The organism is Streptomyces amakusaensis (assembly GCF_039532665.1).
GTDB classification, from domain to species: Bacteria; Actinomycetota; Actinomycetes; order Streptomycetales; family Streptomycetaceae; genus Streptomyces; species Streptomyces amakusaensis.
Genome location: NZ_BAAASB010000006.1, coordinates 17,105 through 40,710, shown reverse-complemented (window position 1 = coordinate 40,710; position 23,606 = coordinate 17,105). Strand labels below are relative to the sequence as shown.

Sequence of the window (23,606 nt, the reverse complement as noted above, 5' to 3'; positions counted from 1 at the left end):
GTGCGCCATCCCCGTGGCCAGCAGTCGACTTTCCTCCCCAAAAGGGAATTACTACTCTCAAGAGCATGACCGTGCCCGAACCGAAGGACGCGCAGGGACCGAGGGTGCCGTCGCCGCCGGCGGCAGCCGCCGGCGGCAAGGACCCGCTCGATGCCGCGACGGCGGCGACGCGCAGCCTTCAGGGCCTGTCCACCGAACTCACCGCCCGGGTGCCGCAGCTGCTGGAGGCCATGCGCTCCGTCGGAACCGGTCTGGAACTCCACTCCACCCTCGACCGGATCTGCGAGACCGCCGCCGAACTCGCCGATGCCCGCTATGCCGCGATCGGCGTCGTGGACGAGGAGGGCGACGGGCTCTCCGACTTCGTGACCCACGGGGTCGGCGAGGAGACGGCCCGGCTGATCGGGCGCAGACCGGACGGCCACCGGGGGCTGCTCGGCGCGCTGATCCACGACCCGGCCCCGGTGCGGCTGGCCGATCTCACCTCGGATCCGCGCTTCGCCGGATTCCCCCCGGGGCATCCGGCGATGCGGACCTTCCTCGGGGTCCCCATCCGGGTCCAGGGCGAGATCTTCGGCAATCTCTATCTGGCGGAGAAGAACGGCGGGGGCGAGTTCAACGACTACGACCTCCACATGGTGCGCGTCCTCGCCACCGAGGCGGGCATCGCCATCGGCAACGCCCGCCTCTACGAGGCCGCCCGCCAGCGGGAGCGCTGGATCGACGGATCGGTCGCCGTCACCACCGCGCTGCTCTCCGGGCAGGACGCCGACGAAGCCCTGTCCGTCGTCGCCGAGCAGGCCCGCCGGCTCGCCGACGCCGACGCCGGGATCGTGATGCTGCCCGCGGGCGAAGGCGGTCTGGAGATCGCCGCCGTCGCCTCCGACCAGCCGGTGACCGCCCTGCTGGGGATGGTCCTCCCGGCACAGAGCCCGGTGGCCGCCTCGCTGCTGGCCGGGGAGCCGGTCTTCATCACGGACGCGTCCGCCGATCCGCGCGTGGCCACCGGCCTGTCCGAGCGGTACGGGCCGAGCATGATGCTGCCGCTGCACAGCGGCGGGCGGGTGCTCGGCGCGCTCGTCACCCCCCGGCGGCACGGCGCGCGCCAGTTCAGCGAGGCCGAGCGGACCCTCGCCACCCAGTTCGCCTCCCAGGCCGCGCTGGCGCTGATCATGGCGGAGGCGCAGCGCGACCGGGAGCGGCTCGCGGTGTACGAGGACCGTGACCGGATCGCCCGCGATCTGCACGACCTGGTGATCCAGCGGCTGTTCGCCACCGGGATGATGCTGGAGGGCGCTCAGCGCAAATCGGTGGTGCCCGCCGTCCAGGACGGTGTCGGCAAGGCGGTCGACGAGCTGGATGTGACCATCCAGGAGATCCGTACGGCGATCTTCGCGCTCCAGCAGGGCCCGGCGGAGGCCCCGTCCGGGCTGCGCACCCGCGTACTGCGGGAGATCAATATGGCGGCCGTGCCGCTCGGCTTCCGGCCCGGGCACCGCTTTGTGGGGCCGGTGGACTCCACCGTCGGCGAGCTGACCGGCAAGAATCTGATCGCGGCGCTGCGGGAGGCGCTGTCCAACGCCTTCCGGCACGCGGACGCGTCCCGGATCGAGGTGGTGGTGGACGCCACCGTCACGCTTCCCGACGGCTCCGGCGGAGTGCGGCTGACGGTCGCCGACGACGGGGTGGGCATCCCGGCCGGCGGGCGGCGCAGCGGGCTGCGGAATCTCGCCCGGCGGGCCGAGTCGCTCGGCGGTTCGAGCGTCTGCGGCCCGGGGATCGGCGAGGGCGGGCAGGGGACGACGGTCAGCTGGGAGGCGCCGAGGTAGCCGTTCCGGCGGTGGCCGCCGCCGGGACGGCGGCCCGCGCCGGTCGGCTCAGGCGTTCTTCGGCGGGAGGTCCCGCAGGATCTGCTCGATGACGACCGCGACGCCGTCCTCGTTGTTGGCGACGGTCCGGCCGGAGGCGGCGGCGAGCACATCGGGGTGGGCGTTGCCCATCGCGTAGGAGGTGCCCGCCCAGGTGAGCATCTCCACGTCGTTGGGCATGTCGCCGAAGGCGACGACCTCGGCGGCGGAGATGCCGCGCTCGGCGCAGCAGAGCGCCAGGGTGGCGGCCTTGCTCACACCCGGGCCGCTGATCTCCAGCAGTGCCCACGGGCTGGAGCGGGTGATCTCGGCGAGCGGGCCCGCGGCGGCCCTGGCCCGGGTGAGGAAGGCGTCGGGGTCCAGCTCCCCGTGGTGGGCGAGGAGCTTGAGCACCGGGGCTCCGGAGCCGGGGCGCTCCTCCTCCAGCAGCTTCTCGGCGACCGAGACGATGGTGCCGGGGGCGAAGCCGTGCAGCGGCGGGTAGGTCGGCTCGTGGTGGAAGCCCGCGGTCGTCTCGACGCCGAAGGAGACGCCGGGGGTGGCCTCCCGCAGGGCGTGGACGACGCCGAGGGCGGTCTCCCGCTCCAGGGCCTGGACCTTCAGCACCTTTCCGCCCGCGTGCAGATCGACCACGGCCGCGCCGTTGGCGCAGATCGCCAGGCCGTGCCCGTGGACATGGCCGCTGACGACGCTCATCCAGCGGGCCGGGCGTCCGGTGACGAAGAAGACCTCGATCCCGGCCTCCTCGGCCGCGGCGAGGGCGGCGACGGTGCGCGGCGACACGGACTTGTCGTCGCGCAGCAGGGTGCCGTCCAGATCGGTGGCGATCAGCCGGGGGACGACTGGGGCCACGGGCTGGGGATCGGTAGCTGAGGTCACCGCTCCATTCTCCCGCACTCCTCGCACGTGAGTGCGGTAGGGAGCACATATGAGTGGGCCGCGGGAGCACAGGGGCGCACACGGGCCGCGTACGCTCGAACGCATGCGTCTGAGCACCGTGATCCTTCCCGTCCGCCGCTGGCTCGACGGCGGCCGTGACCAGTGGCTGCGCGCCGAGCGGCTCGGCTTCCACACCGCCTACACCTATGACCATCTGTCGTGGCGCACTTTCCGCGACGGTCCCTGGTACGGCGCGGTCCCCACGCTCACCGCGGCGGCCGGGGCGACCGAGCGGATACGGCTGGGCACCCTGGTCACCTCGCCGAACTTTCGCCATCCGGTGACCCTCGCCAAGGAACTGATCTCGCTGGACGATGTCTCGGGCGGCCGGTTCACGCTCGGCATCGGCGCGGGGGGCACCGGCTTCGACGCGACGGCCCTGGGGCAGGAGGCGTGGACGCCGAGGGAGCGGGCGGACCGTTTCGGCGAGTTCCTGCCGCTGCTGGACCGGCTGCTGACCGAGCCCTCCGTGACCAGCGAGGGATCGTTCTACTCGGCGGTCGAGGCGCGGAATCTCCCCGGCTGTGTGCAGCGGCCCCGGCTGCCCTTCGCGGTGGCGGGGAACGGACCGCGCGGAATGCGGCTCGCGGCGCGGTACGGGCAGGCGTGGGTGACCACGGGGGATCCGGCGATCTTCGAGACGGGCACCCCGGAGGACTCCCGGGAGGCGCTGCGCGGGCAGCTCGCCCGGCTCGGCAAGGCGTGCGCCGAGGCGGACCGGGACACGGCAGAGCTGGAGAAGATCCTGCTCACCGGCTTCACCCCGGACCGGGACGCCCCGATGCGTTCCCTGGACGCCTTCGTGGACTTCGCGGGCCGGCACTTCGAGCTGGGCTTCACGGAGATCGCGATCCACGCACCGATCCCGGACACGGACTTCGCTGCGGACGAAACGGTCTTCGAGCGGATCGCGACCGAGGCGCTCGGACAGCTGAGCCGCTGAGCCGCCGAGCCGGGTGGTCCGAAGGTCGGGTGACCGGCCGATCCGGTGATCGTTTTTTGTCGGAGAATTTCCGTCCCGGAGGTTTGGTCCACAGAGAACTCGCTTTATCCACAGGGTAATTGGCGGTTCTGTGGACAACTCACGGGCGGCTTCAGCCGGGTTGACCAACACCCCCTGCCGGGCCCTCGCTTGCGGCCAGGGTGTCCAGGATCCTTGCCCGTACCTCCCGTTCGGCGGCGGCCGCGATGAAAGCGCTCAGGTGCTGATCCCCAACCAGCTCCCGTACCGCCCGGATCGTCTCCGGCGGCAGCGTCACCGAGCAGGGCCCGGGGGGCGGCGGCACGGCGGCGTCCGGGGTAAGGCGCCGTTGGAGATCACGGGTGGCGAAGGTCCGCATGGCGCGGGCCAGTTCGGCGTCGACCGTGCGCCGGGCGAGCGGGCGCAGCCGCCGGACCAGGTCCGCCGCTCTGGCCGCGTCCTCCCGGGTGGGCGGCCGATGTCCGGGGAGACGGTCGAAGACGTACTCGCCGGTGAACTCCAGGAAACGGGCGGCCATGTGCTCCACCTGCCCGCGAAGCTCCCGCAGCTGGGCGGAGACCGCGGACAGCGGGACGCCCACCGTGTGCAACTCCGCCGCGACCGCCAGCTCCTGCGGGCTCGGCACCGCGAAGGCGTCGTCCCGCCCGGGAATCGGCTCCAGCACCCCCAGCTCCACCGCCTCCGCGAGGGCCGCCTCGTCGACCGTCCCGCCGAAGGCGTCCGCCAGCTCCGCCCGGGTGACGCACTCCGTCTCCTCGTCCGTCCACGGGCCGTGGACCTCGGCGACCAGACCGAGGACCTCGCCCAGATCGCGCCCCGCGTCCCACGCCGTCAGCAGCTCCTTGATCGAGGCCAGGGTGTAGCCCCGGTCGAGCAGCTCGGCTATCCGCCCGAGCCGGGCCAGATGCGCCGGCCCGTACACATTGGACCGGCCGCGCCGCTCGGGCCTCGGCAGCAGCCCGCGATCCTGGTAGGCGCGGATCGTCCGGACCGTGGCACCGCTGTGGTGCGCCAGATCCTCTATCCGGTACTCGGCCACCGACTCCCCGGCCACATCAGCCCCCTCGGCTCTCACATCGGCGGGTTCACCCGCGCCACCGCCCGCAGCACGCGGGGCGCGAAACGGGACAGGAAGAGCGAGCCCCGGGCCTCCGGTGTCACCGGCACCACCGCCCGGTTTCGCGCCACGGCCCGCAGAATCGCCTCCGCGACCTTCTCCGGCGGGTAGTTCCGCCGCTGGTACAGCCGGGTGGACTTCACCCGCAGCCGCCGCTCCTCCGCCGCGTCGACCCCGACGAACCGTGTGGTGGCGGTGATGTTCGTAGTAATGATCCCCGGGCAGATCGCCGTGACCCCGATGCCCCGCCCCGCCAGCTCCGCCCGCAGACAGGCGCTGAGCATCAGCACCGCCGCCTTCGAGGCGCTGTAGGCGGGCAGTGACCTCGTCGGCTGATAGGCGGCTGCGGAGGAGACATTGACGATGTGACCGCCCCGGCCGCGCTCGGCCATCTGCCCGCCGAAGAGCCGGCAGCCGTGGATGACGCCCCAGAGATTGACGTCGAGGACCCTCTTCCAGTCCTCGGGGCGGGTCTCCAGGAAGGGGCCCGCCATCCCGATGCCCGCGTTGTTGACCAGGACGTCGACCACGCCGTGGGCCGAGGCGACCCTGTCGGCCAGCTTCTCCATCGCCTCCGCGTCGGCGACGTCCGCCGTCTCCGCCCGGGCCTCGGGCGCGCCTGCCCGCAGGCATTGCTCCGCCGTGTCCGCCGCGCCGTCCGCGTCGCGGTCCACCGCCACGATCCGGGCCCCGGCCGCCGCGAAGGCGAGCGCGGTGGCCCGCCCGATCCCGCCGGCCGCCCCGGTGACCAGCACGAGCCGGCCGCCGAACCGCTCGGCGTACCGCGACCGCGACCGCGACCGCGCCCCCGCCCGGGCGGCGGGCTCCACGGCGGCCGGGGAGGCGACCGCCGGGCCGCCCTCCTCCCGGGCCAGGGCGAAGTCGCCGATCCAGGCGGAGATCTGATCCGGCCGGGTGCGCGGCACCCAGTGCTTCGCCGCCACCGTGCGCCGGATCAGCCCGGGGGCCCAGCGGTCCAGCTCGTCGTAGAGCCGCTCGGAGAGGAAGACATCGCCGGTCGGGGTGATCAGCTGCACCGGGGCGTGGGCGTACGCGTCGGCGCGCGGGCGGCGCAGCCGGGACCGGACATTGTCGCGGTAGAGCCAGGCCCCGTGCGTGGCGTCCCGCCGCAGCGAAGCCGTCGGATAGTCGCCCCGGGGGACGCCCTCCAGCCGCTCCAGCGTCCCCGGCCACCGGCTGCCCAGCGGGCCGCGCCAGGCCAGCTCGGGCAGGCCCGGGGTCTGGAGCGCGAGAACGTACCAGGACTTCACGCCCTGGCCGATCAGCTGGCCGACCCGGCGGGGCGTCGGCCGGGCCGTCCGCTTCTTGACCCAGTGCCCGAAGTGATCGAGGGACGGCCCGGAGATCGTGGTGAACGAGGCGACGCGGCCCTTGGTGCGCCCGACCGTCACAAACTCCCAGGACTGCACCGATCCCCAGTCGTGGCCCACCAGATGCACCGGCCGGTCCGGGCTGACCGCGTCCGCGACCGCGAGGAAGTCGTCCGTCAGCTTCTCCAGGGTGAAGCCGCCGCGCAGCGGCTTCGGCGCGGACGAGCGGCCGTGGCCCCGGACGTCGTACAGGACCACGTGAAAGCGGTCGGCCAGCCGCACGGCGACCTCGGACCACACCTCTTTGCTGTCCGGATAGCCGTGGACGAGGACGACCGTGGGCCGCGCGGCATCGCCCAGCTCGGCGACGCACAGCTCGATTCCGCCCGTACGGACCCAGCGCTCCCGCGCGTCCCGAAGGCTCACGCCGTCTCCCAACTCCCTTGCCGCGCACGGTGCGCGACCACAACGTGACACTGATGAATGTGACAATGAGCGACGGCCGAGTCAAGGGCCGTGGGCCGTCTGTGGAAAACCCGGCCGAGTCTTTCGTAGCCGGATGCTGTTCTCTTTCGTATCCGGTTCGCGGCCGACTCCCTAGGGGGTGTACGCCTGGAGTCGCACACCGATCCAGCCGTCCAGGCTGACGTCTGATTTTCCGGGTGCCACTACGGTCGGAACGTGACTGTGATCCTGGCCGAAAACCTGAGCATGCGGTACCCACGGGTGACCGCTCTTGACCGGCTCTCCTTGGACATCGGACCGGGCGTGACCGGTCTGGTGGGCGCCAACGGAGCCGGCAAGTCGACATTGATCAAGATTCTTCTGGGGCTGTCGCCCGCCACGGAGGGCCGGGCCGCCGTGCTCGGCCTCGACGTCGCCACCAGCGGCGCCGCCATCCGTGAGCAGGTGGGCTACATGCCCGAGCACGACTGTCTGCCGCCCGACGTCTCGGCCACCGAGTTCGTCGTCCACATGGCGCGCATGTCAGGACTGCCCCCGGCCGCCGCCCGCGAGCGCACCGCGGACACCCTGCGGCACGTCGGCCTCTACGAAGAGCGCTACCGGCCCATCGGCGGCTACTCGACCGGCATGAAGCAGCGGGTCAAACTCGCCCAGGCGCTGGTCCACGACCCCCGGCTGGTCCTCCTGGACGAGCCCACCAACGGACTCGACCCGGTCGGCCGGGACGAGATGCTCGGACTGATCCGCCGCATCCACACCGACTTCGGCATATCGGTCCTGGTCACCTCCCATCTGCTCGGAGAGCTGGAACGCACCTGTGACCACGTCGTCGTCATCGACGGCGGCTCGCTGCTGCGCTCCAGCTCCACCAGCGACTTCACCCGGATCACCACCACCCTCGCCGTCGAGGTCACCGACAGCGACGAACACCCCGACGGCACCGCCGCACTCCGCGAGAGGCTCGCCGCGGCGGGGATCACCCTCCACGCGGGTACCGAGGAGGGACTGCCCGGAGCCGGTCATGTCCTCCTCCTCGAAGCGGTGGGCGAGGAGACCTACGACACGGTCCGCGACACCGTGGCCGGTCTCGGCCTCGGTCTCGTCCGCATGGAGCAGCGACGCCACCACATCGCGGAGGTCTTCCGCCCCGGCGGCGCGGACCGGGGCGCGGACCAGGTCGCGGACCAGTCGACGGAGGCGCAGGCCCGATGAGCACGCACACCCCGGGGCCCGCCCCCGAGACCACCCGTATCCACAACATCGGATACCGCAACTACGAGGGACGCCGGCTCGGCCGCGCCTATGTGCGCCGTTCGCTGTACTCGCAGTCCCTGCGCGGCGCGTACGGACTCGGCCGCTCGGCCAAGTCCAAGGTGCTGCCGATGATCCTCTTCGCGCTGATGTGCGTGCCGGCGGCGATCGTCGTCGCGGTCGCCGTGGCCACCAAGGCCAAGGGGCTGCCGCTCGAATACACCTCGTACGCGATCTTCACTCAGCCGATCATCGGTCTCTACCTCGCCTCCCAGGCACCGCAGTCCGTCTCCCGCGACCTGAGGTTCAAGACGGTGCCGCTGTACTTCTCACGCCCGATCGAGCGGTCCGACTACGTACTCGCCAAATTCGGCGCGATGGCGTCCGCGCTGTTCATCCTCACCGGCATCCCCCTGGTGATCCTCTTCCTGGGCTCGCTGCTCGCCAAGATGGACTTCTCCGACCAGGCCGCCGGATTCGGCCAGGGCCTGGTCTCCGTGGCGCTGATGTCCGTGCTCTTCGGCGGTGTCGCCCTGGTGCTCGCGGCGCTGACCCCCCGGCGGGGCTTCGGCGTCGCCGCCATCATCGCGACCCTGACGATCACCTCCGTCGCGGTCACCGTGATCCAGGAGATCGCCCGGGCCACCGACGCCCTCGACGTCATCGAGTGGTTCGGCCTCTTCTCGCCGACCACCCTGATCGACGGTGTGCAGACCGCGTTCCTCGGAGCCGAATCGGGCTTCCCCGGCGGTCAGGGCCCGGGGACCGGAGTCGGCGTGATCTATCTGCTGACCGTCCTCGCGCTCATCGCCGGTTCCTACGCCGTCCTGATGCGCCGCTACCGGAAGGCCGGGCTGTGACCACCATCAACATCGAGCACACCTCACGGTGGTTCGGAAACGTCGTGGCCGTCAACGACGTCACCATGACCGTGGGCCCCGGCGTCACCGGCCTCCTCGGTCCCAACGGCGCGGGAAAGTCCACGCTCATCAACATGATGGGAGGCTTCCTCGCCCCCTCCACCGGTGCCGTCACCCTCGACGGCGCGCCGATCTGGCGCAATGAGTCCGTCTACCGGCAGATCGGCGTCGTACCGGAGCGGGAGGCGATGTACGACTTCCTGACCGGCCGCGAATTCGTCGTCGCCAACGCGGAACTCCACGGGCTGGGGGCGCGCCAGGCGCAGGCCGCGCTCGCCACCGTCGAGATGGAGTACGCCCAGGACCGCGCGATATCGACCTACAGCAAGGGCATGCGCCAGCGTGTGAAGATGGCGTCCGCCCTGGTCCACGACCCGTCCGTGCTGCTGCTCGACGAGCCCTTCAACGGCATGGACCCGCGCCAGCGCATGCAGCTGATGGATCTGCTGCGGCGGATGGGCGCGACGGGCCGGACCGTGCTCTTCTCCTCGCACATCCTGGAGGAGGTCGAGCAGCTCGCCTCGCACATCGAGGTGATCGTGGCCGGACGCCACGCCGCGTCCGGCGACTTCCGCAAGATCCGCAGGCTGATGACGGACCGGCCGCACCGCTATCTCGTACGCTCCAGCGACGACCGGGCGCTCGCCGCCGCGCTGATCGCCGACCCGTCCACGGCCGGCATCGAGGTGGATCTCACCGAGGGCGGACTGCGCGTGCAGGCCGTCGACTTCGGACGCTTCACCCAGCTGCTGCCCCGGGTGGCCCGTGAGCGGTCGATCCGTCTGCTGACGGTCTCCCCCTCGGACGAATCGCTCGAATCGGTCTTCTCCTACCTCGTATCGGCCTGAAAGGAGCTGTGACGTCATGTACAACCCCACAGTCGCCCGGCTCACCTACCGGGCCGTGCTCGGCAGGCGACGCGCGGCGATCCTGTTCATCCTCCCCGCCCTGCTGCTGGTCATGGCGGTCGCCGTCCGCAGCTTCAACGGCGCGGACGATCAGATCGCCGCCAATCTGCTCGGCGGATTCGGCATCGCCGCGATGGTGCCGCTGATCGGCGTGATCGCCGGCACCGGCGCGATCGGGCCCGAGATCGACGACGGCTCGATCGTCTATCTGCTCGCCAAGCCGGTGAAACGCTCCACCATCATCTTCACCAAGCTGATCGTCGCGATCGCCGTGACGATGGCCTTCTCCGCGATCCCGATGCTGATCGCCGGTTTCATCCTCAACGGCAACGGCCAGCAGATCGCCATCGCCTACACCGTGGCGGCGCTCGTCGCCTCGATCGCCTACAGCGCCGTCTTCCTGCTGCTCGGCACGGTCAGCAGGAACGCGGTCGTCATCGGCCTCATCTACGCCATCGTCTGGGAGAGCGTCTTCGGCAGCCTGGTCGAGGGCGCGCGCACCCTGAGCGTGCAGCAGTGGGCGCTCGCCCTCGCCGAGGACATCGCGGGCGAGGGGCTGGTCGGCTCGGACGTCGGACTGCCGCTCGCGATCGTGCTGCTGGCCTCCGTCACCACCCTCGCGACCTGGTACGCGGGACGGAAACTGCGCGTGCTGAAGCTCGCCGGCGAGGAGTAGGACCTCCTCGCGCCCGGCGTCGGCCCCCGCTTCCTCGCACCCCGAGGACGGGGGCCGACGCGCGTACCCCCGGGGGGGACGCCCACGAGGCCCTCGTCCGGCGGGAGTTCGCGAGTACGGCTCCGGGATTAGGCCCAAGGCCCCTGGCGACTGGTCCTGTTGGCCGATGACCGGTCCCGGTGGGCGCGCCTAACGTCACCGGCATGACGAACATCGGATTCATCGGTACGGGAAACGTGGCCCGCGCGGTCGCCGCCAAGGCGGTCGCCGTCGGCCATGACGTGGTACTCGGTTCACGCGCTCCCGGCGACAGGGAGGGGCTGGGGCTGCCCGTCGTCTCCGTCGGGGACGCCATCGCCCACGGCGACATCGTCGTCAACGCCACGCCCGGCACCGAGTCGCTCGCCCTGCTGGCGCCGTTCGCGCCGGAGCTCCGGGGGAAGATCCTGCTCGACATCGCCGTCGGGCTCACCGCCGACCTGGGTCTCGCCCACCCCAACTCCAGCATCGCCGAGGAGCTTCAGGAGGCTCTTCCCGGCACCCCGGTGGTGAAGACCCTGTGCACCATGGACGCGGCGGTGATGGTCGAGCCGGACCGGCTCACCGGCCCCAGCACCGTCTTCCTCTCCGGGGACGACGCCGGGGCGAAGGCGCGGGTGGGGCGGCTGCTCGGTGACTTCGGCTGGCCCGAGGACTCCCGTACCGACCTCGGAGGCATCGCCACCGCACGCGGTCAGGAGCATCTGGCGCTGCTCTTCATCGGGGTGGCGGGCGCGCTCGGCTCCCATGTCTTCAACTTCCGGCTGGTGCCGGACGCGCCGGAGCGCACCGGCTGAGCCGGTGCGGGGCCGGTGCGGGGCCGGTGCGGGGGCGGTGCGGGGGCCGGGGAATCGTTTCCCCTCGTACGCGGAGGGGTCAGCCCCGCAACAGGGCTTCCAGGGTGAGCGCGATGCCGTCCTCGTCATTGGCGGCGGTCACATCCGTGGCCACGGCCTTCAGACCGGGGTGGGCGTTGGCCATCGCCACTCCCCGGGCCGCCCAGCCGAACATCGGGATGTCATTGGGCATGTCGCCGAAGGCGATCGTGTCCGCCGCCCGCACCCCGAGACGACGGGAGGCGAGGGAGAGCCCGGTGGCCTTGGTGAGCCCCAGCGGGAGTATCTCGACTATCCCCGGACCCGCCACCACCACATCCACCAGGCCGCCGACGGTCTCCTTGCCGGCCTTGGCGAGGGCGTCGTCGTCGAGGGTGGGGTGCTGGATGTAGATCTTGTTCAGCGGGGCCGCCCAGATCTCCGCCGGATCGCTGAGGGCGACATGGGGGAGCGGGCCGTCATGGACCGCGTACCCCGCGCTGACCAGCACCTCGCCGTCGAGCCCGTCCCGGCTGGCGGCGAGGTGCAGCGGGCCGACCTCCGCCTCCAGCTTGGCCAGGGCCAGCCCGGCGAGCTGCCGGTCCAGGGTCAGCGAGGTCAGCAGCCGTCGCTCTCCCGCGTGGTAGAGCTGAGCGCCCTGCGCGCAGACCGCGATCCCCTTGTACCCGAGATCGTCCAGTATGGGCCGGGTCCAGGGGGCCGAGCGCCCGGTCACCACGATGTGCGTGGCACCCGCCGCGGTGGCCGCGGCGAGTGCTTCGCGGGTGCGCCGCGAGACGGTGCCGTCGCTCCGCAGCAGGGTGCCGTCGAGGTCGGTGGCGACCAGCCGGTACGGGAAGGAGGGCGCGGGGCTCACTTGGCGATCGGCTCCAGGATCTCCCGGCCGCCGAGGTAGGGGCGGAGCACCGGCGGCACCCGCACCGAGCCGTCGGCCAGCTGGTGGTTCTCCAGGATGGCCACGATGGTGCGCGGTACGGCGCAGAGCGTGCCGTTCAGCGTCGCCAGCGGCTGGACCGTCTTCTTGCCGTCGGCGCTCTCGCGCATCCGGACCGACAGCCGGCGGGCCTGGAAGCTGTCGCAGTTCGACGCGGAGGTCAGCTCGCGGTACTTGCCCTGGGTCGGGATCCACGCCTCGCAGTCGAACTTGCGCGAGGCGGAGGAGCCGAGGTCGCCGGTGGCCACGTCGATGACCTGGAAAGGCAGCTCAAGGCTGGTCAGCCACTGCTTCTCCCACTCCAGCAGCCGCAGGTGCTCGGCCTCGGCGTCCTCCGGGGCGACGTACGAGAACATCTCGACCTTGTCGAACTGGTGCACACGGAAGATGCCCCGGGTGTCCTTGCCGTACGTCCCGGCCTCGCGGCGGAAGCACGGGGAGAAGCCGGCGTACCGCAGCGGCAGCTTCTCGGCCTCGATGATCTCGTCCATGTGGTACGCGGCGAGCGGGACCTCGGAGGTGCCGACCAGGTAGTAGTCGTCCTTCTCCAGGTGGTAGACGTTCTCCGCGGCCTGGCCGAGGAAGCCGGTGCCCTCCATGGCGCGCGGGCGGACCAGCGCCGGGGTGAGCATCGGGATGAAGCCGGCCTCGGTGGCCTGCGCGATCGCCGCGTTGACGAGCGCCAGCTCCAGCAGGGCTCCGACGCCGGTGAGGTAGTAGAAGCGCGAGCCCGACACCTTGGCGCCGCGCTCGACGTCGATGGCGCCCAGCGACTCGCCCAGCTCCAGATGGTCCTTGGGCTCGAAGCCCTCGGCCGCGAAGTCGCGGACGGTGCCGTGCGTCTCCAGGACGACGAAGTCCTCCTCGCCGCCGACCGGAACGTCCTCGTGGACGATGTTGCCCAGCAGGAGAAGAAGCCGGCGGGCCTCCTCGTCGGCCTCGTGCTGCTCGGCGTCGGCCGCCTTGACGTCGGCCTTCAGCTGCTCGGCCTTCTTCAGCAGCTCGGCGCGCTCCTCGGGAGCGGCCTTGGGGATGAGCTTGCCGAGCTGCTTCTGCTCGGAACGCAGCTCGTCGAAGCGGAGCCCTGACGACCTGCGCCGCTCATCGGCGGAGAGCAGGGCGTCGACGAGGTCGACGTCCTCTCCACGGGCGCGCTGGGAGGCGCGGACACGGTCGGGGTCCTCACGGAGCAGGCGAAGGTCAATCACCCCACCAGGCTACCGGTGCGGACTCTCCGTCCGGCCACTCGTTATTGCCTTGCGCGGCTTTTCGCCCCAATTGATGCACTTTGCGAAGAAAGGGAAGGTGATCCGGAATCAACGCGAGGGACGTCAAGTAAACACCATCCCATTCGCTGGAACGGGGCAGTCACGCAAGGCCGAAATTGACCGTTATCCCTTGTGGAGTGCGGGACTTGGGTCGCTCTTGTCCACAGGGGTGTGCACTTCCGAAGAGTTATCCACAGCCTGTGCGGAAAAGTTGTGGATGGTGAGAGTGATCTTTCACCGCCCGGGGCGCGAGGCCTGGGATTCCTCTCCCAAACCCGTCGCACCCACTCATTCGGGTGGGAATTGCTCGCTCCAAAGAGTTGATCAATGAAAAGAAGGTGACAAGACGGTGGCGGGACCCCTCGTGGACCTGTGGAGGGGGTGGGGTGAACGGGCCGATTTGTCGATGTCGCGGAGCCTGGGTTGTCGACTTGTCCCCAGGTCGAGGGGGAAGCCTGTGGATAACTCTGTGGATGCCGAAAATCAGCAGGTAGGACAGTTGGCCCAGGTCAGGCGCGGCCGTCCATCGAGCGCACCAGCCAGTCCGACGCCGCCGTGAACTCCTCGTCCGAGGTGCCCGGCCGCGGCGGCTCCACCTCCTCCGGGGACACCCCCGCGCGGGGGTAGGAACCGAGGAACCGCACCTGCGGGCAGATCCGCTTGAGCCCCATGAGCGCCTCCGCGACCCGGCGCTCGGAGATGTGTCCCTCGGCGTCCACGGCGAAGCAGTAGTTGCCGATGCCCGCTCCGGTGGGCCGGGACTGGATCAGCATCAGGTTGACGCCGCGCACGGCGAACTCCTGGAGCAGTTCGAGCAGCGCTCCCGGCCGGTCGTCCCCGCCCAGCCAGATGACCACGGACGTCTTGTCCGCGCCGGTCGGTGCGGCGGGTCTGGCGGGCCGGCCCACCAGGACGAACCGGGTCTCCGCGTTCTTCGCGTCGTGGATCTCGGTCACCAGCGGCTCCAGGCCGTAGGTGACCGCCGCGAACTCGCCCGCGAAGGCCGCGTCGTACTTCCCCTCCTGCACCAGCCGCGCGCCGTCGGCGTTCGACGCGGCGGACTCCCACAGGGCGTCCGGCAGATGCGTCCGCAGCCAGTTGCGGACCTGGGGCTGGGCCACCGGGTGCCCGGTCACCGTCTTGACCGAGGACAGCTCGGTGCCCGGACGCACCAGCAGCGCGAAGGCGATCGGCAGCAGCACCTCGCGGTAGATCATCAGCGGCTCACCGGCCGCCAGCTCGTCGAGGGTCGCGGTGACGCCGCCCTCCACGGAGTTCTCGATCGGCACGAGGGCGGCGGCGGCGTCCCCGTTGCGCACGGCGTCGAGTGCGGCGGGCACGGACACCATCGGGACGAGTTCCCGGGTGGCGGCCTCCGGCAGCGTACGGAGGGCGGCCTCGGTGAAGGTGCCCTCGGGGCCCAGATACGTGTAGCGCGTGGCTGACATACGGTCACCCTAATGCGGCCGGGGACACCCCAGGACCGGTACGCCGACAGGCGACCGCCGCCGGCCGGCTCCCCTCAGGACTCCAGCAGCCGCTGGCCCACGTACTCGCCCTGCCGCGCGCCGCCCGGCACCACGAACAGCCCGCTCGCCTCGTGGCGCAGGAACGGCGAGAGCGCGTCCCCCCGGTCGAGCTTCCGCTGCACCGGCACGAAGCCGCGCAGCGGGTCCGCCTGCCAGCAGATGAAGAGCAGACCGGCGTCCGGCGTCCCGTCGGGCCCGATGCCGTCGTGGTACGAGAACGGCCGCCGCAGCATCGCGGCCCCGCCGTTCTGCTCCGGGGCGGAGATCCGGGCGTGCGCGTTGGCCGCGACGACCGGCTTCCCGTCCGGCCCCAGCTCGTCGAGGGCGAGCGGGGTGCTCTCGCCGCCGCCGGTCAGCGGCGCGCCGTCCGACTTCCGCCGGCCGATGACGCCCTCCTGCTTCGCGGTCGAAAGCCGCTCCCAGTCGTCCAGCAGCATCCGGATCCGGCGTACGACCGCGTAGGAGCCGCCCGTCAGCCAGCCGTGCTCGGTGCCGGCGGGAACGAAGACCCGCCGGTCGAAGTCCGGCTCGGAGGGCTTGGGGTTGTTGGTGCCGTCGATCTGGCCCATCAGATTGCGGGTGGTCATCGGGCGGGCGGTGGCCCCGGGCGCGCGGTTGAAGCCGTTCATCTGCCAGCGCACCCGGGCCGTGTCCCCCGCCGCCTTCTGGATCGCGCGCAGCGCGTGGAAGGCGACCAGCCCGTCGTCCGCCCCGATCTGCACCCACAGATCGCCGTCCGAGCGCCTGGGGTCCAGCCGGTCGGCGGAGAAGGGGGGCAGCGGGTCGAGCCCGGCGGGCCGCCGGGCCGTCAGCCCCGTACGCCCGAAGAAGGTACGGCCGAAGCCGAAGGTGACGGTCAGCGAGGAGGGACCGGCGTCCAGCGCGACGCCGGTGTCCTCCCGGGAGGCCGGCCGGCCCGCCATCAGCTCCGCCGCCAGCGCCGACCAGCGGCGCATCAGCGCCGCCGCCGCCTTGCGGCCCGCGCCGGGGGACAGGTCGAAGGCGACCAGATGGCCGCTGGACTGCATCGCGGTGGTGATGCCGGCCTGGTGCTCGCCGTGGAAGGCGACCACACCGGAGCCGACCGTGCTGAGCGCGGTCGGGGCGGCCTCGGCCGCGGCGGCGTGCGCCGCGGCCCCGCCCGCCGCGCCCAGCGCCAGACCGGCCGCGCCCGCCGCGCCCGCAGTGCCGAGCAGCCGCCGCCTGGAGACGCCCGCCAGAGCGGTGGACCCGGTGGTTCCGGGGCCTCCGTCGCTCCGCCCGGGGTTCTCCGGCCGCGCGGCCTGCTGCTTCAATGCCTCAGCTTTCATGAGCGGCTCAGCCGATCCTCACGGTCTCGTCGATGGTCGTCTGGTCGATGTCGGAGGTCCGGACCGTCACCTGGACCGTCCACTCCCCGGGCATCGGGATCTGGATCGACTTCGCGCTCCAGTGTCCGGCCGACAGCCGCTCCGCGGTGACCGGGAGCGGGCCGATCCGCTGCTCCCGCAGGGTGAGGGAGATCTTCGCCTCGGGGACGTCCATCGGCTTCCCGGCCGGGCTCTCGACCCAGAGGTGCAGCTCGTTGCCGCCGGAGCGGGCCGGGTCCAGGGTCAGCCGCACGGTGCCCCGGCCGTCCGGGCCGCCGGTGTCGAACGGCAGCTTCAGCTCGGCGGGCCCCTGCGTCGCCGGGGCTCCACTGCCGCCGCCGGCCTTCGCCGCGGTCTCCGTGGTACGGCCCGGTTCGGTCGCCGTCAGCACGGTGGTCACCACGAGCACCACCACGGCGACGCTCGCCTCGGCGAGCACGGAACGGCGCAGTCCGGCCCGGTCGGGGTCGGCGTCCCGCGCCTTCCTGAGGCGGGCGGTGTCCAGCGCGGCCCGCTGACGGGCCAGCTGCGCGACCCGCTCGGGGGCCTCGTCCGGGCCCTGGGCGGTGGTGCCGCCCGTCTCCTTCTCCTCGGCCGCCGAACCACCCGTACCGGTGGTTTCGGCGGCGGCGGGCACAGAGACGAGATCCGCGACGGCGTCCGGTTCGGGCGCGCCGGCCGCAGGCCCGTCGCCCAGCCGGGCGGTCCACTTCCGGGAGAACCACGCGACGCCGACCATCAGCGCCACCAGCACCGCCTTGGTCAGCAGCAGCTGGCCGTACGGGGTCCCGGTCAGCGCCGACCACGAGCCGATCTGCCGCCAGGACTGGTAGATCCCGGTCGCCGCCAGGACGACCACGCTGATGAAGGCGACCCGTGAGAACCGGCGTACCGCCGAGGCCTCGATCGACGGCGCGCGGTGCAGCGCGGTCAGCAGCGCCGCGAGCCCGCCGAGCCAGCAGGCCACGGCCAGCAGATGCAGGATGTCCAGGGGCATCGCGAGCCCCGTCTGGATCCCGGTGGAGGCGTGCTCGGAGAGCGCCCAGGTCGCGGCGATCCCGGTGGCGACGACGGTGCCGCCGACGGCCAGCCCGAAGGTGAGGTCCCTCTGCCGCGCCGCCTCCCGGGGAAGGCCCGGCAGGCCGGCCCGCTCCTGCTTCGCGTACGAGCCGAAGAGCACCGCGATGAACAGCGAGGCCGCGCCGAGCAGCAGCAGCCGGGAGACCAGCGCCGCCCCCGTCCTGCTCTCCAGGACGGCGGGCAGCCCGCTCAGATCGAATACGTCCGACAGCTCGCCGGAGCGGGTGTACGGGCCGCGCAGCAGCAGCATCGCGAGGGTGGCGGCGGTGAGCGTCACCCATCCGTACGCGACGAGCCGCTGGAGCGGCCGGACCGAGGCACCGCGCCGCCAGCAGAGCAGGATGAAGGCGGCAGCGCCGACCATCAGGGTGAAGCCCGTGTACGCGGCATAGCGGGCGATGTCGTAGAACAGGCCGACGGCCCCGCCGCCCGCCTCGCCGGAGGACAGGGAGACCGAGGTCTCGGAGGGCGCGCCGACGGAGAAGGTGAACGCGCCGGAGACGGGGTGGCTGTCGGCCGACACCGCCTGCCAGGCGACGGTGTAGGTGCCGTCGGCCAGACCGGTCCGGAGATCGACGGCGTAGCGGACCGTGCCGTCCTGGGAGAGATCGCGGACGGTGGCGCGGTCGGCGCGCTCACCGCCGGGGTCGAGGACCCGGATCGAGTCCTTCCCCATGGCGATCTGCTCGGAGAAGGTGAGACTCACTTCCTTCGGGGCGGTGGCGACCACCGCCCCGTCCTTTGGATCGCTCCCGGTCAGGGCGGCGTGGGCCGCCGCGGGCCCGGCCGCGGTGAGCAGCGCGCCGAGGACCGTGCACAGGAGCACGGCCGCGGCGAGCAGCGCCCGCGGCGGGGAGGCCGTTCCCGGCGGCTGCCGGGCCGGGTTCGGGCCGAGGCGCGGGGCGGTGGTGGCTTTCATGGCGTGGTCGGTCCCCTCGTACTCAGTGTTTCGCGGGGTTGTGCGTCGCCGCCTTGACCGGAAGTTCGACCGTGATCGGGTCGGACTTCTCGAAGTGCAGCTTCACGGGGACCTTCTCGCCCTGCTTCGGCCGCTGCTTCAGTCCCATGAACATGATGTGATTGCCACCGCGCGCGAGGTCCAGCCTGCCGTCGGCGGGGACGTCGAACGCCTCCACCTTCCGCATCTTCTGGTCCTTGGACTCATGGATCGTCACATCGTCGGACAAGGTGCTGGTGACGGAGGTGAGCCGGTCGGCCCCGCCGTCGTTGCGCACGGTCAGAAACCCGGCGGCCATGTCGCTGACGGGCTGGGGCATGAACGCGCCGTCGACCTTCAGCTTCGGTGCGGGCGCGTCGCCCTCGGCGGAGCAGCCGGTCAGGGCCAGGGCCAGCGCCGTACCCAGCGCGACGGCGCCCGCCGCCGCGCCTCGGGTTCCCGGGGTCACGGATTCTCCCCGCGGATGAGCTTGGGCAGATCCTTGGCGAACTGGTCGGAGGAGGTGTCCTCGCCGTAGAGGACGTATCCCTTGTCCGTCTTCGGCGAGAAGGCGACGACCTGCGCGCCGTGCATGGAGACGACGGTGTCGTCCTTCTGCTTCTTCGGCGCGTCGATGCCGATGCCCATCTGACGGGCCCCCGCCTGGATGGTCGGGAAGTCGCCGCTCAGCCCGATGAAGGACGCGTCCCCGGCGCTGGGCAGCCACTTGCCCAGCTCGGCGGGGGTGTCCCGCTCGGGGTCCGTCGTCACGAAGACGACCTGGAGCTTGTCCTGGTCGGCCTTGGGCAGCGTCTTCTCCGCGATGGCGATATTGCTCATCGTCAGCGGGCAGACGTCCGGGCAGTTGGTGTAGCCGAAGAAGATCAGCGTGGGCTTGCCACCGGTCCGCTCGCGCAGATCGAACTTCTTGCCCTTGGTGTCCGTCAGCACCAGGTCCGGCTTGGTGTACGGCCGGTCCAGCACGGTGCCGGCGTCGTCCCCGTCCCGCCCGGAGAGGTCGGTCACGATGCTGCCGGAGTCGTTGGAGGGCTTGGCGGCGGCGTCGTCCTTCTCGCCGGAGGAGCAGGCGGACAACAGGAGTGCGGCGGCCACGGCGAGTGCGGCGGCCGGCACGGTCTTCTTAACCATCGAGAGATCCCAGATCTGTTACGGGGAAGGGTGGGCGAATCGGTCCGTCAGGAGGAACGCCGACGCCCGGCCAGGACGCCGAAGGCGACGCCGACGGCTCCGACGAGGATTCCGACGACCGCCAGGACACGGGCGGTGGAGTCCGAGTCGTCGGAGGACGAGGCCGCGCTCTCCTTGCTGTGAGCGCCGTCCTTGGCGTCCTCGCTGTGCTCGGAGTCCTTGGCGTCCTTGGTGTCGTCGGCGGCCGGAGTGCCGTGGTGGTCGTCGGCCGTGGCCGACAGCTCCAGGACCGGCGCGGGCGACTCGGGCTCCGTGCCCTCCTTCGGGGCCTCGATCCAGCGCACGACCTCCTTGTTGTCGTACGTCTGGAGAGCCTTGAAGACCAGCTGGTCGGCGTTCTCGGGCAGCTGCCCCAGCGAGAGGGGGAACTGCTGGAACTGACCCGGCCCGATCTTGGAGCCGTCGGCGGTCCAGGTCACCTTGGAGACCGCCTCGGTGATCTGCCGGCCGTGCGACTCGATCGGCTTGTCCAGCTTCGACTTGCTGACCGTCACCTTCCAGCCCGGCACGGGCTGCGGCAGCACCGAGGCCAGCGGGTGCTCGGTCGGCATGCTGATCTCCAGCTTCACGGTGGAGGCGCTGTCCCGCTCATTGGGGACCTTGAAGTTGACCGTGGCGTAGCCGCCCTTGGCGGCCTCGCCCTGCGGCTGGACGCTGACGTGCGCGGCGGCGGTGCCGGAGGACAGCAGCACGGCCGAGGCGGCGAGGGCGACGGCCGCCGTGGCCTTCACGGCGAAACGCGAGGAAAGGGGCGTGGCGGCGGAAGCGGGAGAGGCGGCGGAAACGTTCTGGACGCTGTTGACGCTCATGACGAGGACACTCCACGGTGAGGAGGGACGAGGACGTGCCGGACGGAGGAAGAACGCGCGGCACCACGGCCGCGCTCCCGTCGAGTCGGCCGTGTCAGGCTGCGAGGACGAGCCGCGCGGGCGGTCCACGCCTGATCACCGTGTGCTGAAGCGCCTCTTCCGCCCCGGGCGGAGGAGGGTCGTCCGTGGCGCGCCGGGCGCGGGCCGCGTCGGGGGACGTGCGTACGAGACCGGCGCACAGCGCCCGTACCAGCGCGAGCGCCGTCCGCAGCGGGCGCAGCCCGGCGGTGTCGGACGCCGCGGCGACCTCCCGCGCGGAGCGGGCGGACAGCCCGGCGAGCCGGGTCAGCGCCAGATCCCCGCGCCGCAGCAGCCAGCCGGTCGCGAGCGCGGCCAGCAGATGGGCCAGCAGCATCGGGAGGGAGGGCAGCAGTTCGGGCCGGGCCGCCGCCCGCGCGGTGTGCGCGGGCGGGTTCAGCCCGGCCAGGGTGACGATCTGGTGCGCCTCGGCCGGGGAGAGCGAGGCCGCGCCCGCCCCGCAGGTCAGCTTCGCGGCCATCCTGATCAGCATGTCGTCGGCGGTCGGCGGCAGCCGCAGCTCGTGCTGCTGGCCGAGTCCGAACAGCGAGTGCAGGGCCAGCTGTCCCAGCCCCAGCGCGACGGTGATCGACGGCAGCGAGCGCGTCCGGCCCGTGAAGGGCAGTACGAGGACGAACATCCCGGCGAATCCGGCGAGCAGCGTCCACCAGGGCACGGCCGCGCAGGCGGCCAGCGCGTGCCCCGTCGCGGACAGCGCGACGCAGACCGCGGTGAACACCGCGGCCCTCAGCAGCCGTGGACCGGCTTCGGCGCGGGGACCGAAGAGCCCCGGCGGAGTCGGTGGGGACGACAGGGACGACATGGCCGGGACATCATCCCACTGCGCCCCCGGCCGGTACACGGCAGGCCCGGCCGCACCGCCGTACCGGTCGCGGGCGTCGGCCGAATGAGCGCAATCACCGCCGCTCCGTGCTTACTGACCGTCTCCGGTGGCAATACGTATCGGTATGTCGAGCCGCAGCCAGGAGGCTGGAGCATGAGCATCTGGTGGTCTCTCCACTTGCGGCGCGAAGCTGCGAGCATTCCGCTTGCGCGCCGCCTGCTGCTCGGCACGATGGAGACCGCGGGAGTCGATTCCGACATCTGCTTCGATCTCTCCGTGGCCCTCAGCGAGGCCTGCGCCAACGCGGTGGAGCACGGCGGCGGGCACGGCCAGGGCGGGACCTCGGGGGCGTACCGGGTCACCGCGTATCTGGACGGCGAGAAGTGCCGTATCGAGGTGGCCGACTCCGGGCCCGGTTTTCCCGCCAGGCCCGCGGGGTGCGCGCACACCAGGGCGCAGGTTCCGGCGATGGCCGAGAGCGGTCGCGGGCTCTGTCTGATCGAGCAGCTCGCCGACCATGTGCACTTCGGCAACCGGCCGGGGCACGGCGCGGTGGTCAGCTTCGACAAGGTCCTCAAATGGCGGGAGGACGCGCTGCTCAAGGTCTCGTGAGACCCGGAGCGGGCGCGCCCTCCGTACAGCCGGTCGAGCTCTTCAGCTCTTCAGCTCATGACCCCTGGGGATCAGCTCTTCAGCGAGGCCATCCACGCCTCGACCTCGTCGGCCTGCCGGGGCAGGCTCTCCGAGAGATTCCGGTTGCCGTCCTCGGTGACCAGGATGTCGTCCTCGATCCGGACACCGATGCCGCGGTACTCCTCGGGCACGGTCAGATCGTCCGCCTGGAAGTAGAGACCGGGCTCCACCGTCAGACACATTCCCGGCTCCAGGGTGCCGTCGACATACGCCTCGGTGCGCGCGGCGGCGCAGTCGTGGACGTCCATGCCGAGCATGTGACCGGTGCCGTGCAGGGTCCAGCGGCGCTGGAGGCCCAGCTCCAGAACGCGCTCCACCGGACCTTCGAGCAGTCCCCACTCGACCAGGCGCTCGGCGAGCACATGCTGCGAGGCGTCGTGGAAGTCGCGGAACTTCGCGCCGGGGCGCACGGCGGCGATGCCCGCCTCCTGGGCGTCGTACACCGCGTCGTAGATCTTGCGCTGGAGCTCGCTGTACCGGCCGTTGATCGGCAGGGTGCGGGTGATGTCGGCGGTGTACAGCTCGTTGGTCTCCACACCGGCGTCGAGCAGCAGCAGATCGCCGGAGCGGACCTGGCCGTCGTTGCGGACCCAGTGCAGGGTGGTGGCGTGCGGGCCGGCGGCGCAGATCGAGCCGTAGCCGACATCGTTGCCCTCCACGCGGGCGCGCAGGAAGAACGTTCCTTCGATGTAGCGCTCGCTGGTCGCCTCGGCCTTGTCGAGGACCTTGACGACGTCCTCGAAACCGCGGGCGGTGGAGTCGCACGCCTTCTGCAGCTCCGCGATTTCAAACGCGTCCTTCACCGCGCGGGCCTCGGAGAGGTAGACGCGCAGCTCCTCGTCGCGCTCGGCGGTGACCTTGTCCGTCAGCGCGGTCTCGATGCCGGCGTCGTGACCGCGCACCGCGCGGACCGGACCGGTCGCCTCGCCCAGCGCGGCGGCCAGCTCGCGGACGTCCTTCGCGGGGATGCCCAGCAGGCTCTCGGCCTCGGTGAGGGAGTGCCGGCGGCCGACCCACAGCTCGCCCTGGCCGGAGAGCCAGAACTCGCCGTTCTCACGGTTGGAGCGCGGCAGCAGATAGATGGTGGCGCGGTGCCCGTCGGCGGTGGGCTCCAGCACCAGGACGCCGTCCTCGGACTGGTCGCCGGTGAGGTAGGCGTACTCCGTGGAGGCACGGAAGGAGTACTCCGTGTCGTTGGAGCGCGTCTTCAGATTGCCCGAGGGGATCACCAGCCGCTCGCCGGGGAAGCGGGCCGACAGGGCGGCGCGGCGGTCGGCGGTGTGGGCGGCCTGGCCGATGGGCTCCAGGTCGCGCAGTTCGGTGTCGGCCCAGCCACTCGCCATGTTGTCGGCGAGCTCGTCGGACACGCCCGGGTACAGGCCGTTCTTCCGCGGCTTGATCTGCTGCTCTTCCTCTTCCGGGGTACTCGGGTTGAGTTCCTCGGTCACGTCAGCCTCCTCGATACGACACTGGACCGGTCTCCATCGTATGTGTGAGCCGAAGGCACCCCGAAGGGATGTGAGGAATAAGACATAAGGGGTGTC

General features: G+C 71.6%; 21 protein-coding genes. 8 read left to right on the top strand and 13 right to left on the bottom strand.

The annotated features are described in order from the left end of the window. Positions 1–65 precede the first annotated feature (65 nt). Complete coding sequence (locus tag ABD371_RS12290; RefSeq protein ID WP_344475885.1) at positions 66–1,829, top strand: GAF domain-containing sensor histidine kinase; 1,764 nt, start codon at positions 66–68, stop codon at positions 1,827–1,829. Positions 1,830–1,877: 48 nt separating this feature from the next. On the opposite strand, the gene ABD371_RS12285 is transcribed toward ABD371_RS12290, so the two are convergent. After that, positions 1,878–2,747: a Cof-type HAD-IIB family hydrolase gene (locus tag ABD371_RS12285; protein ID WP_344475882.1), complete on the bottom strand. Its 870-nt coding sequence runs from the start codon at positions 2,745–2,747 to the stop codon at positions 1,878–1,880. Positions 2,748–2,850: 103 nt separating this feature from the next. Between ABD371_RS12285 and ABD371_RS12280 the strand changes: the two genes are divergently transcribed. After that, positions 2,851–3,750 carry an LLM class flavin-dependent oxidoreductase gene (locus ABD371_RS12280; RefSeq protein ID WP_344475879.1) on the top strand — a complete coding sequence of 300 codons (900 nt, stop codon included), beginning with the start codon at positions 2,851–2,853 and terminating at the stop codon, positions 3,748–3,750. Positions 3,751–3,901: 151 nt separating this feature from the next. On the opposite strand, the gene ABD371_RS12275 is transcribed toward ABD371_RS12280, so the two are convergent. Continuing rightward, positions 3,902–4,843, bottom strand: a complete 942-nt coding sequence (locus ABD371_RS12275) for a MerR family transcriptional regulator (RefSeq protein WP_344475876.1) — start codon at positions 4,841–4,843, stop codon at positions 3,902–3,904. Positions 4,844–4,860: 17 nt separating this feature from the next. Continuing rightward, positions 4,861–6,663: an SDR family oxidoreductase gene (locus tag ABD371_RS12270; protein ID WP_344475873.1), complete on the bottom strand. Its 1,803-nt coding sequence runs from the start codon at positions 6,661–6,663 to the stop codon at positions 4,861–4,863. 261 nt (positions 6,664–6,924) lie between these two features. On the opposite strand from ABD371_RS12270, the gene ABD371_RS12265 reads away from it, so the two are divergent. The 5 genes from ABD371_RS12265 to ABD371_RS12245 all read left to right on the top strand — a co-directional run bounded on the left by ABD371_RS12265 (position 6,925) and on the right by ABD371_RS12245 (position 11,293). Continuing rightward, the gene (locus ABD371_RS12265; RefSeq protein WP_344476536.1) at positions 6,925–7,914 is read left to right on the top strand and encodes an ABC transporter ATP-binding protein; all 990 of its coding nucleotides are present in this window, start codon (positions 6,925–6,927) and stop codon (positions 7,912–7,914) included. Next, complete coding sequence (locus tag ABD371_RS12260) at positions 7,911–8,813, top strand: ABC transporter permease (RefSeq protein WP_344475870.1); 903 nt, start codon at positions 7,911–7,913, stop codon at positions 8,811–8,813. The genes ABD371_RS12265 and ABD371_RS12260 overlap by 4 nt, the downstream gene beginning before the upstream one ends. Further along, a complete protein-coding gene (locus ABD371_RS12255) occupies positions 8,810–9,721 on the top strand; it encodes an ABC transporter ATP-binding protein (protein ID WP_190121296.1) in 912 nt (303 codons plus the stop codon). The genes ABD371_RS12260 and ABD371_RS12255 overlap by 4 nt, the downstream gene beginning before the upstream one ends. A 16-nt stretch (positions 9,722–9,737) precedes the next feature. Further along, positions 9,738–10,457 (top strand): ABC transporter permease, encoded by a 720-nt coding sequence (locus ABD371_RS12250; RefSeq protein WP_344475863.1) that lies wholly within the window; start codon positions 9,738–9,740, stop codon positions 10,455–10,457. Positions 10,458–10,660: 203 nt separating this feature from the next. Further along, positions 10,661–11,293: an NADPH-dependent F420 reductase gene (locus ABD371_RS12245; RefSeq protein ID WP_344475860.1), complete on the top strand. Its 633-nt coding sequence runs from the start codon at positions 10,661–10,663 to the stop codon at positions 11,291–11,293. Positions 11,294–11,372: 79 nt separating this feature from the next. Here the strand turns inward: ABD371_RS12245 and ABD371_RS12240 are convergent, their stop codons facing one another. The 9 genes from ABD371_RS12240 to ABD371_RS12200 form a co-directional block, all read right to left on the bottom strand. Next, positions 11,373–12,188, bottom strand: coding sequence for an HAD family hydrolase (locus ABD371_RS12240; protein ID WP_344475857.1), 816 nt, complete (start codon positions 12,186–12,188; stop codon positions 11,373–11,375). Beyond that, positions 12,185–13,474 (bottom strand): serine--tRNA ligase, encoded by a 1,290-nt coding sequence (gene serS, locus ABD371_RS12235; protein WP_344475854.1) that lies wholly within the window; start codon positions 13,472–13,474, stop codon positions 12,185–12,187. The genes ABD371_RS12240 and serS overlap by 4 nt, the downstream gene beginning before the upstream one ends. Positions 13,475–14,043: 569 nt before the next feature. After that, entirely contained in the window at positions 14,044–14,982 is a 939-nt protein-coding gene (gene pheA, locus ABD371_RS12230; protein WP_344475851.1) for a prephenate dehydratase, read from the bottom strand. Positions 14,983–15,056: 74 nt separating this feature from the next. Next, on the bottom strand, positions 15,057–16,373 hold the full coding sequence (gene efeB / locus ABD371_RS12225) for an iron uptake transporter deferrochelatase/peroxidase subunit (RefSeq protein WP_344475848.1): 1,317 nt from the start codon (positions 16,371–16,373) through the stop codon (positions 15,057–15,059). A 7-nt stretch (positions 16,374–16,380) separates the two neighbouring features. Then, positions 16,381–18,411: a copper resistance CopC/CopD family protein gene (locus ABD371_RS12220; protein WP_344475845.1), complete on the bottom strand. Its 2,031-nt coding sequence runs from the start codon at positions 18,409–18,411 to the stop codon at positions 16,381–16,383. 22 nt (positions 18,412–18,433) lie between these two features. Then, positions 18,434–18,898, bottom strand: coding sequence for a copper chaperone PCu(A)C (locus ABD371_RS12215; RefSeq protein ID WP_344475842.1), 465 nt, complete (start codon positions 18,896–18,898; stop codon positions 18,434–18,436). Further along, positions 18,895–19,578, bottom strand: coding sequence for an SCO family protein (locus tag ABD371_RS12210; protein WP_344475839.1), 684 nt, complete (start codon positions 19,576–19,578; stop codon positions 18,895–18,897). The genes ABD371_RS12215 and ABD371_RS12210 overlap by 4 nt, the downstream gene beginning before the upstream one ends. Positions 19,579–19,625: 47 nt before the next feature. Beyond that, positions 19,626–20,447, bottom strand: coding sequence for a YcnI family copper-binding membrane protein (locus ABD371_RS12205; protein ID WP_344475836.1), 822 nt, complete (start codon positions 20,445–20,447; stop codon positions 19,626–19,628). A gap of 94 nt (positions 20,448–20,541) precedes the next feature. After that, positions 20,542–21,348 (bottom strand): hypothetical protein, encoded by an 807-nt coding sequence (locus tag ABD371_RS12200; protein ID WP_344475833.1) that lies wholly within the window; start codon positions 21,346–21,348, stop codon positions 20,542–20,544. 174 nt (positions 21,349–21,522) lie between these two features. Here ABD371_RS12200 and ABD371_RS12195 point away from each other — a divergent pair, with 174 nt between their 5' ends. After that, on the top strand, positions 21,523–21,981 hold the full coding sequence (locus tag ABD371_RS12195) for an ATP-binding protein (protein ID WP_190121308.1): 459 nt from the start codon (positions 21,523–21,525) through the stop codon (positions 21,979–21,981). Between the two features lie 71 nt (positions 21,982–22,052). On the opposite strand, the gene ABD371_RS12190 is transcribed toward ABD371_RS12195, so the two are convergent. Beyond that, positions 22,053–23,510, bottom strand: a complete 1,458-nt coding sequence (locus ABD371_RS12190; protein ID WP_344475829.1) for an aminopeptidase P family protein — start codon at positions 23,508–23,510, stop codon at positions 22,053–22,055. Between the last annotated feature and the right edge of the window lie 96 nt (positions 23,511–23,606).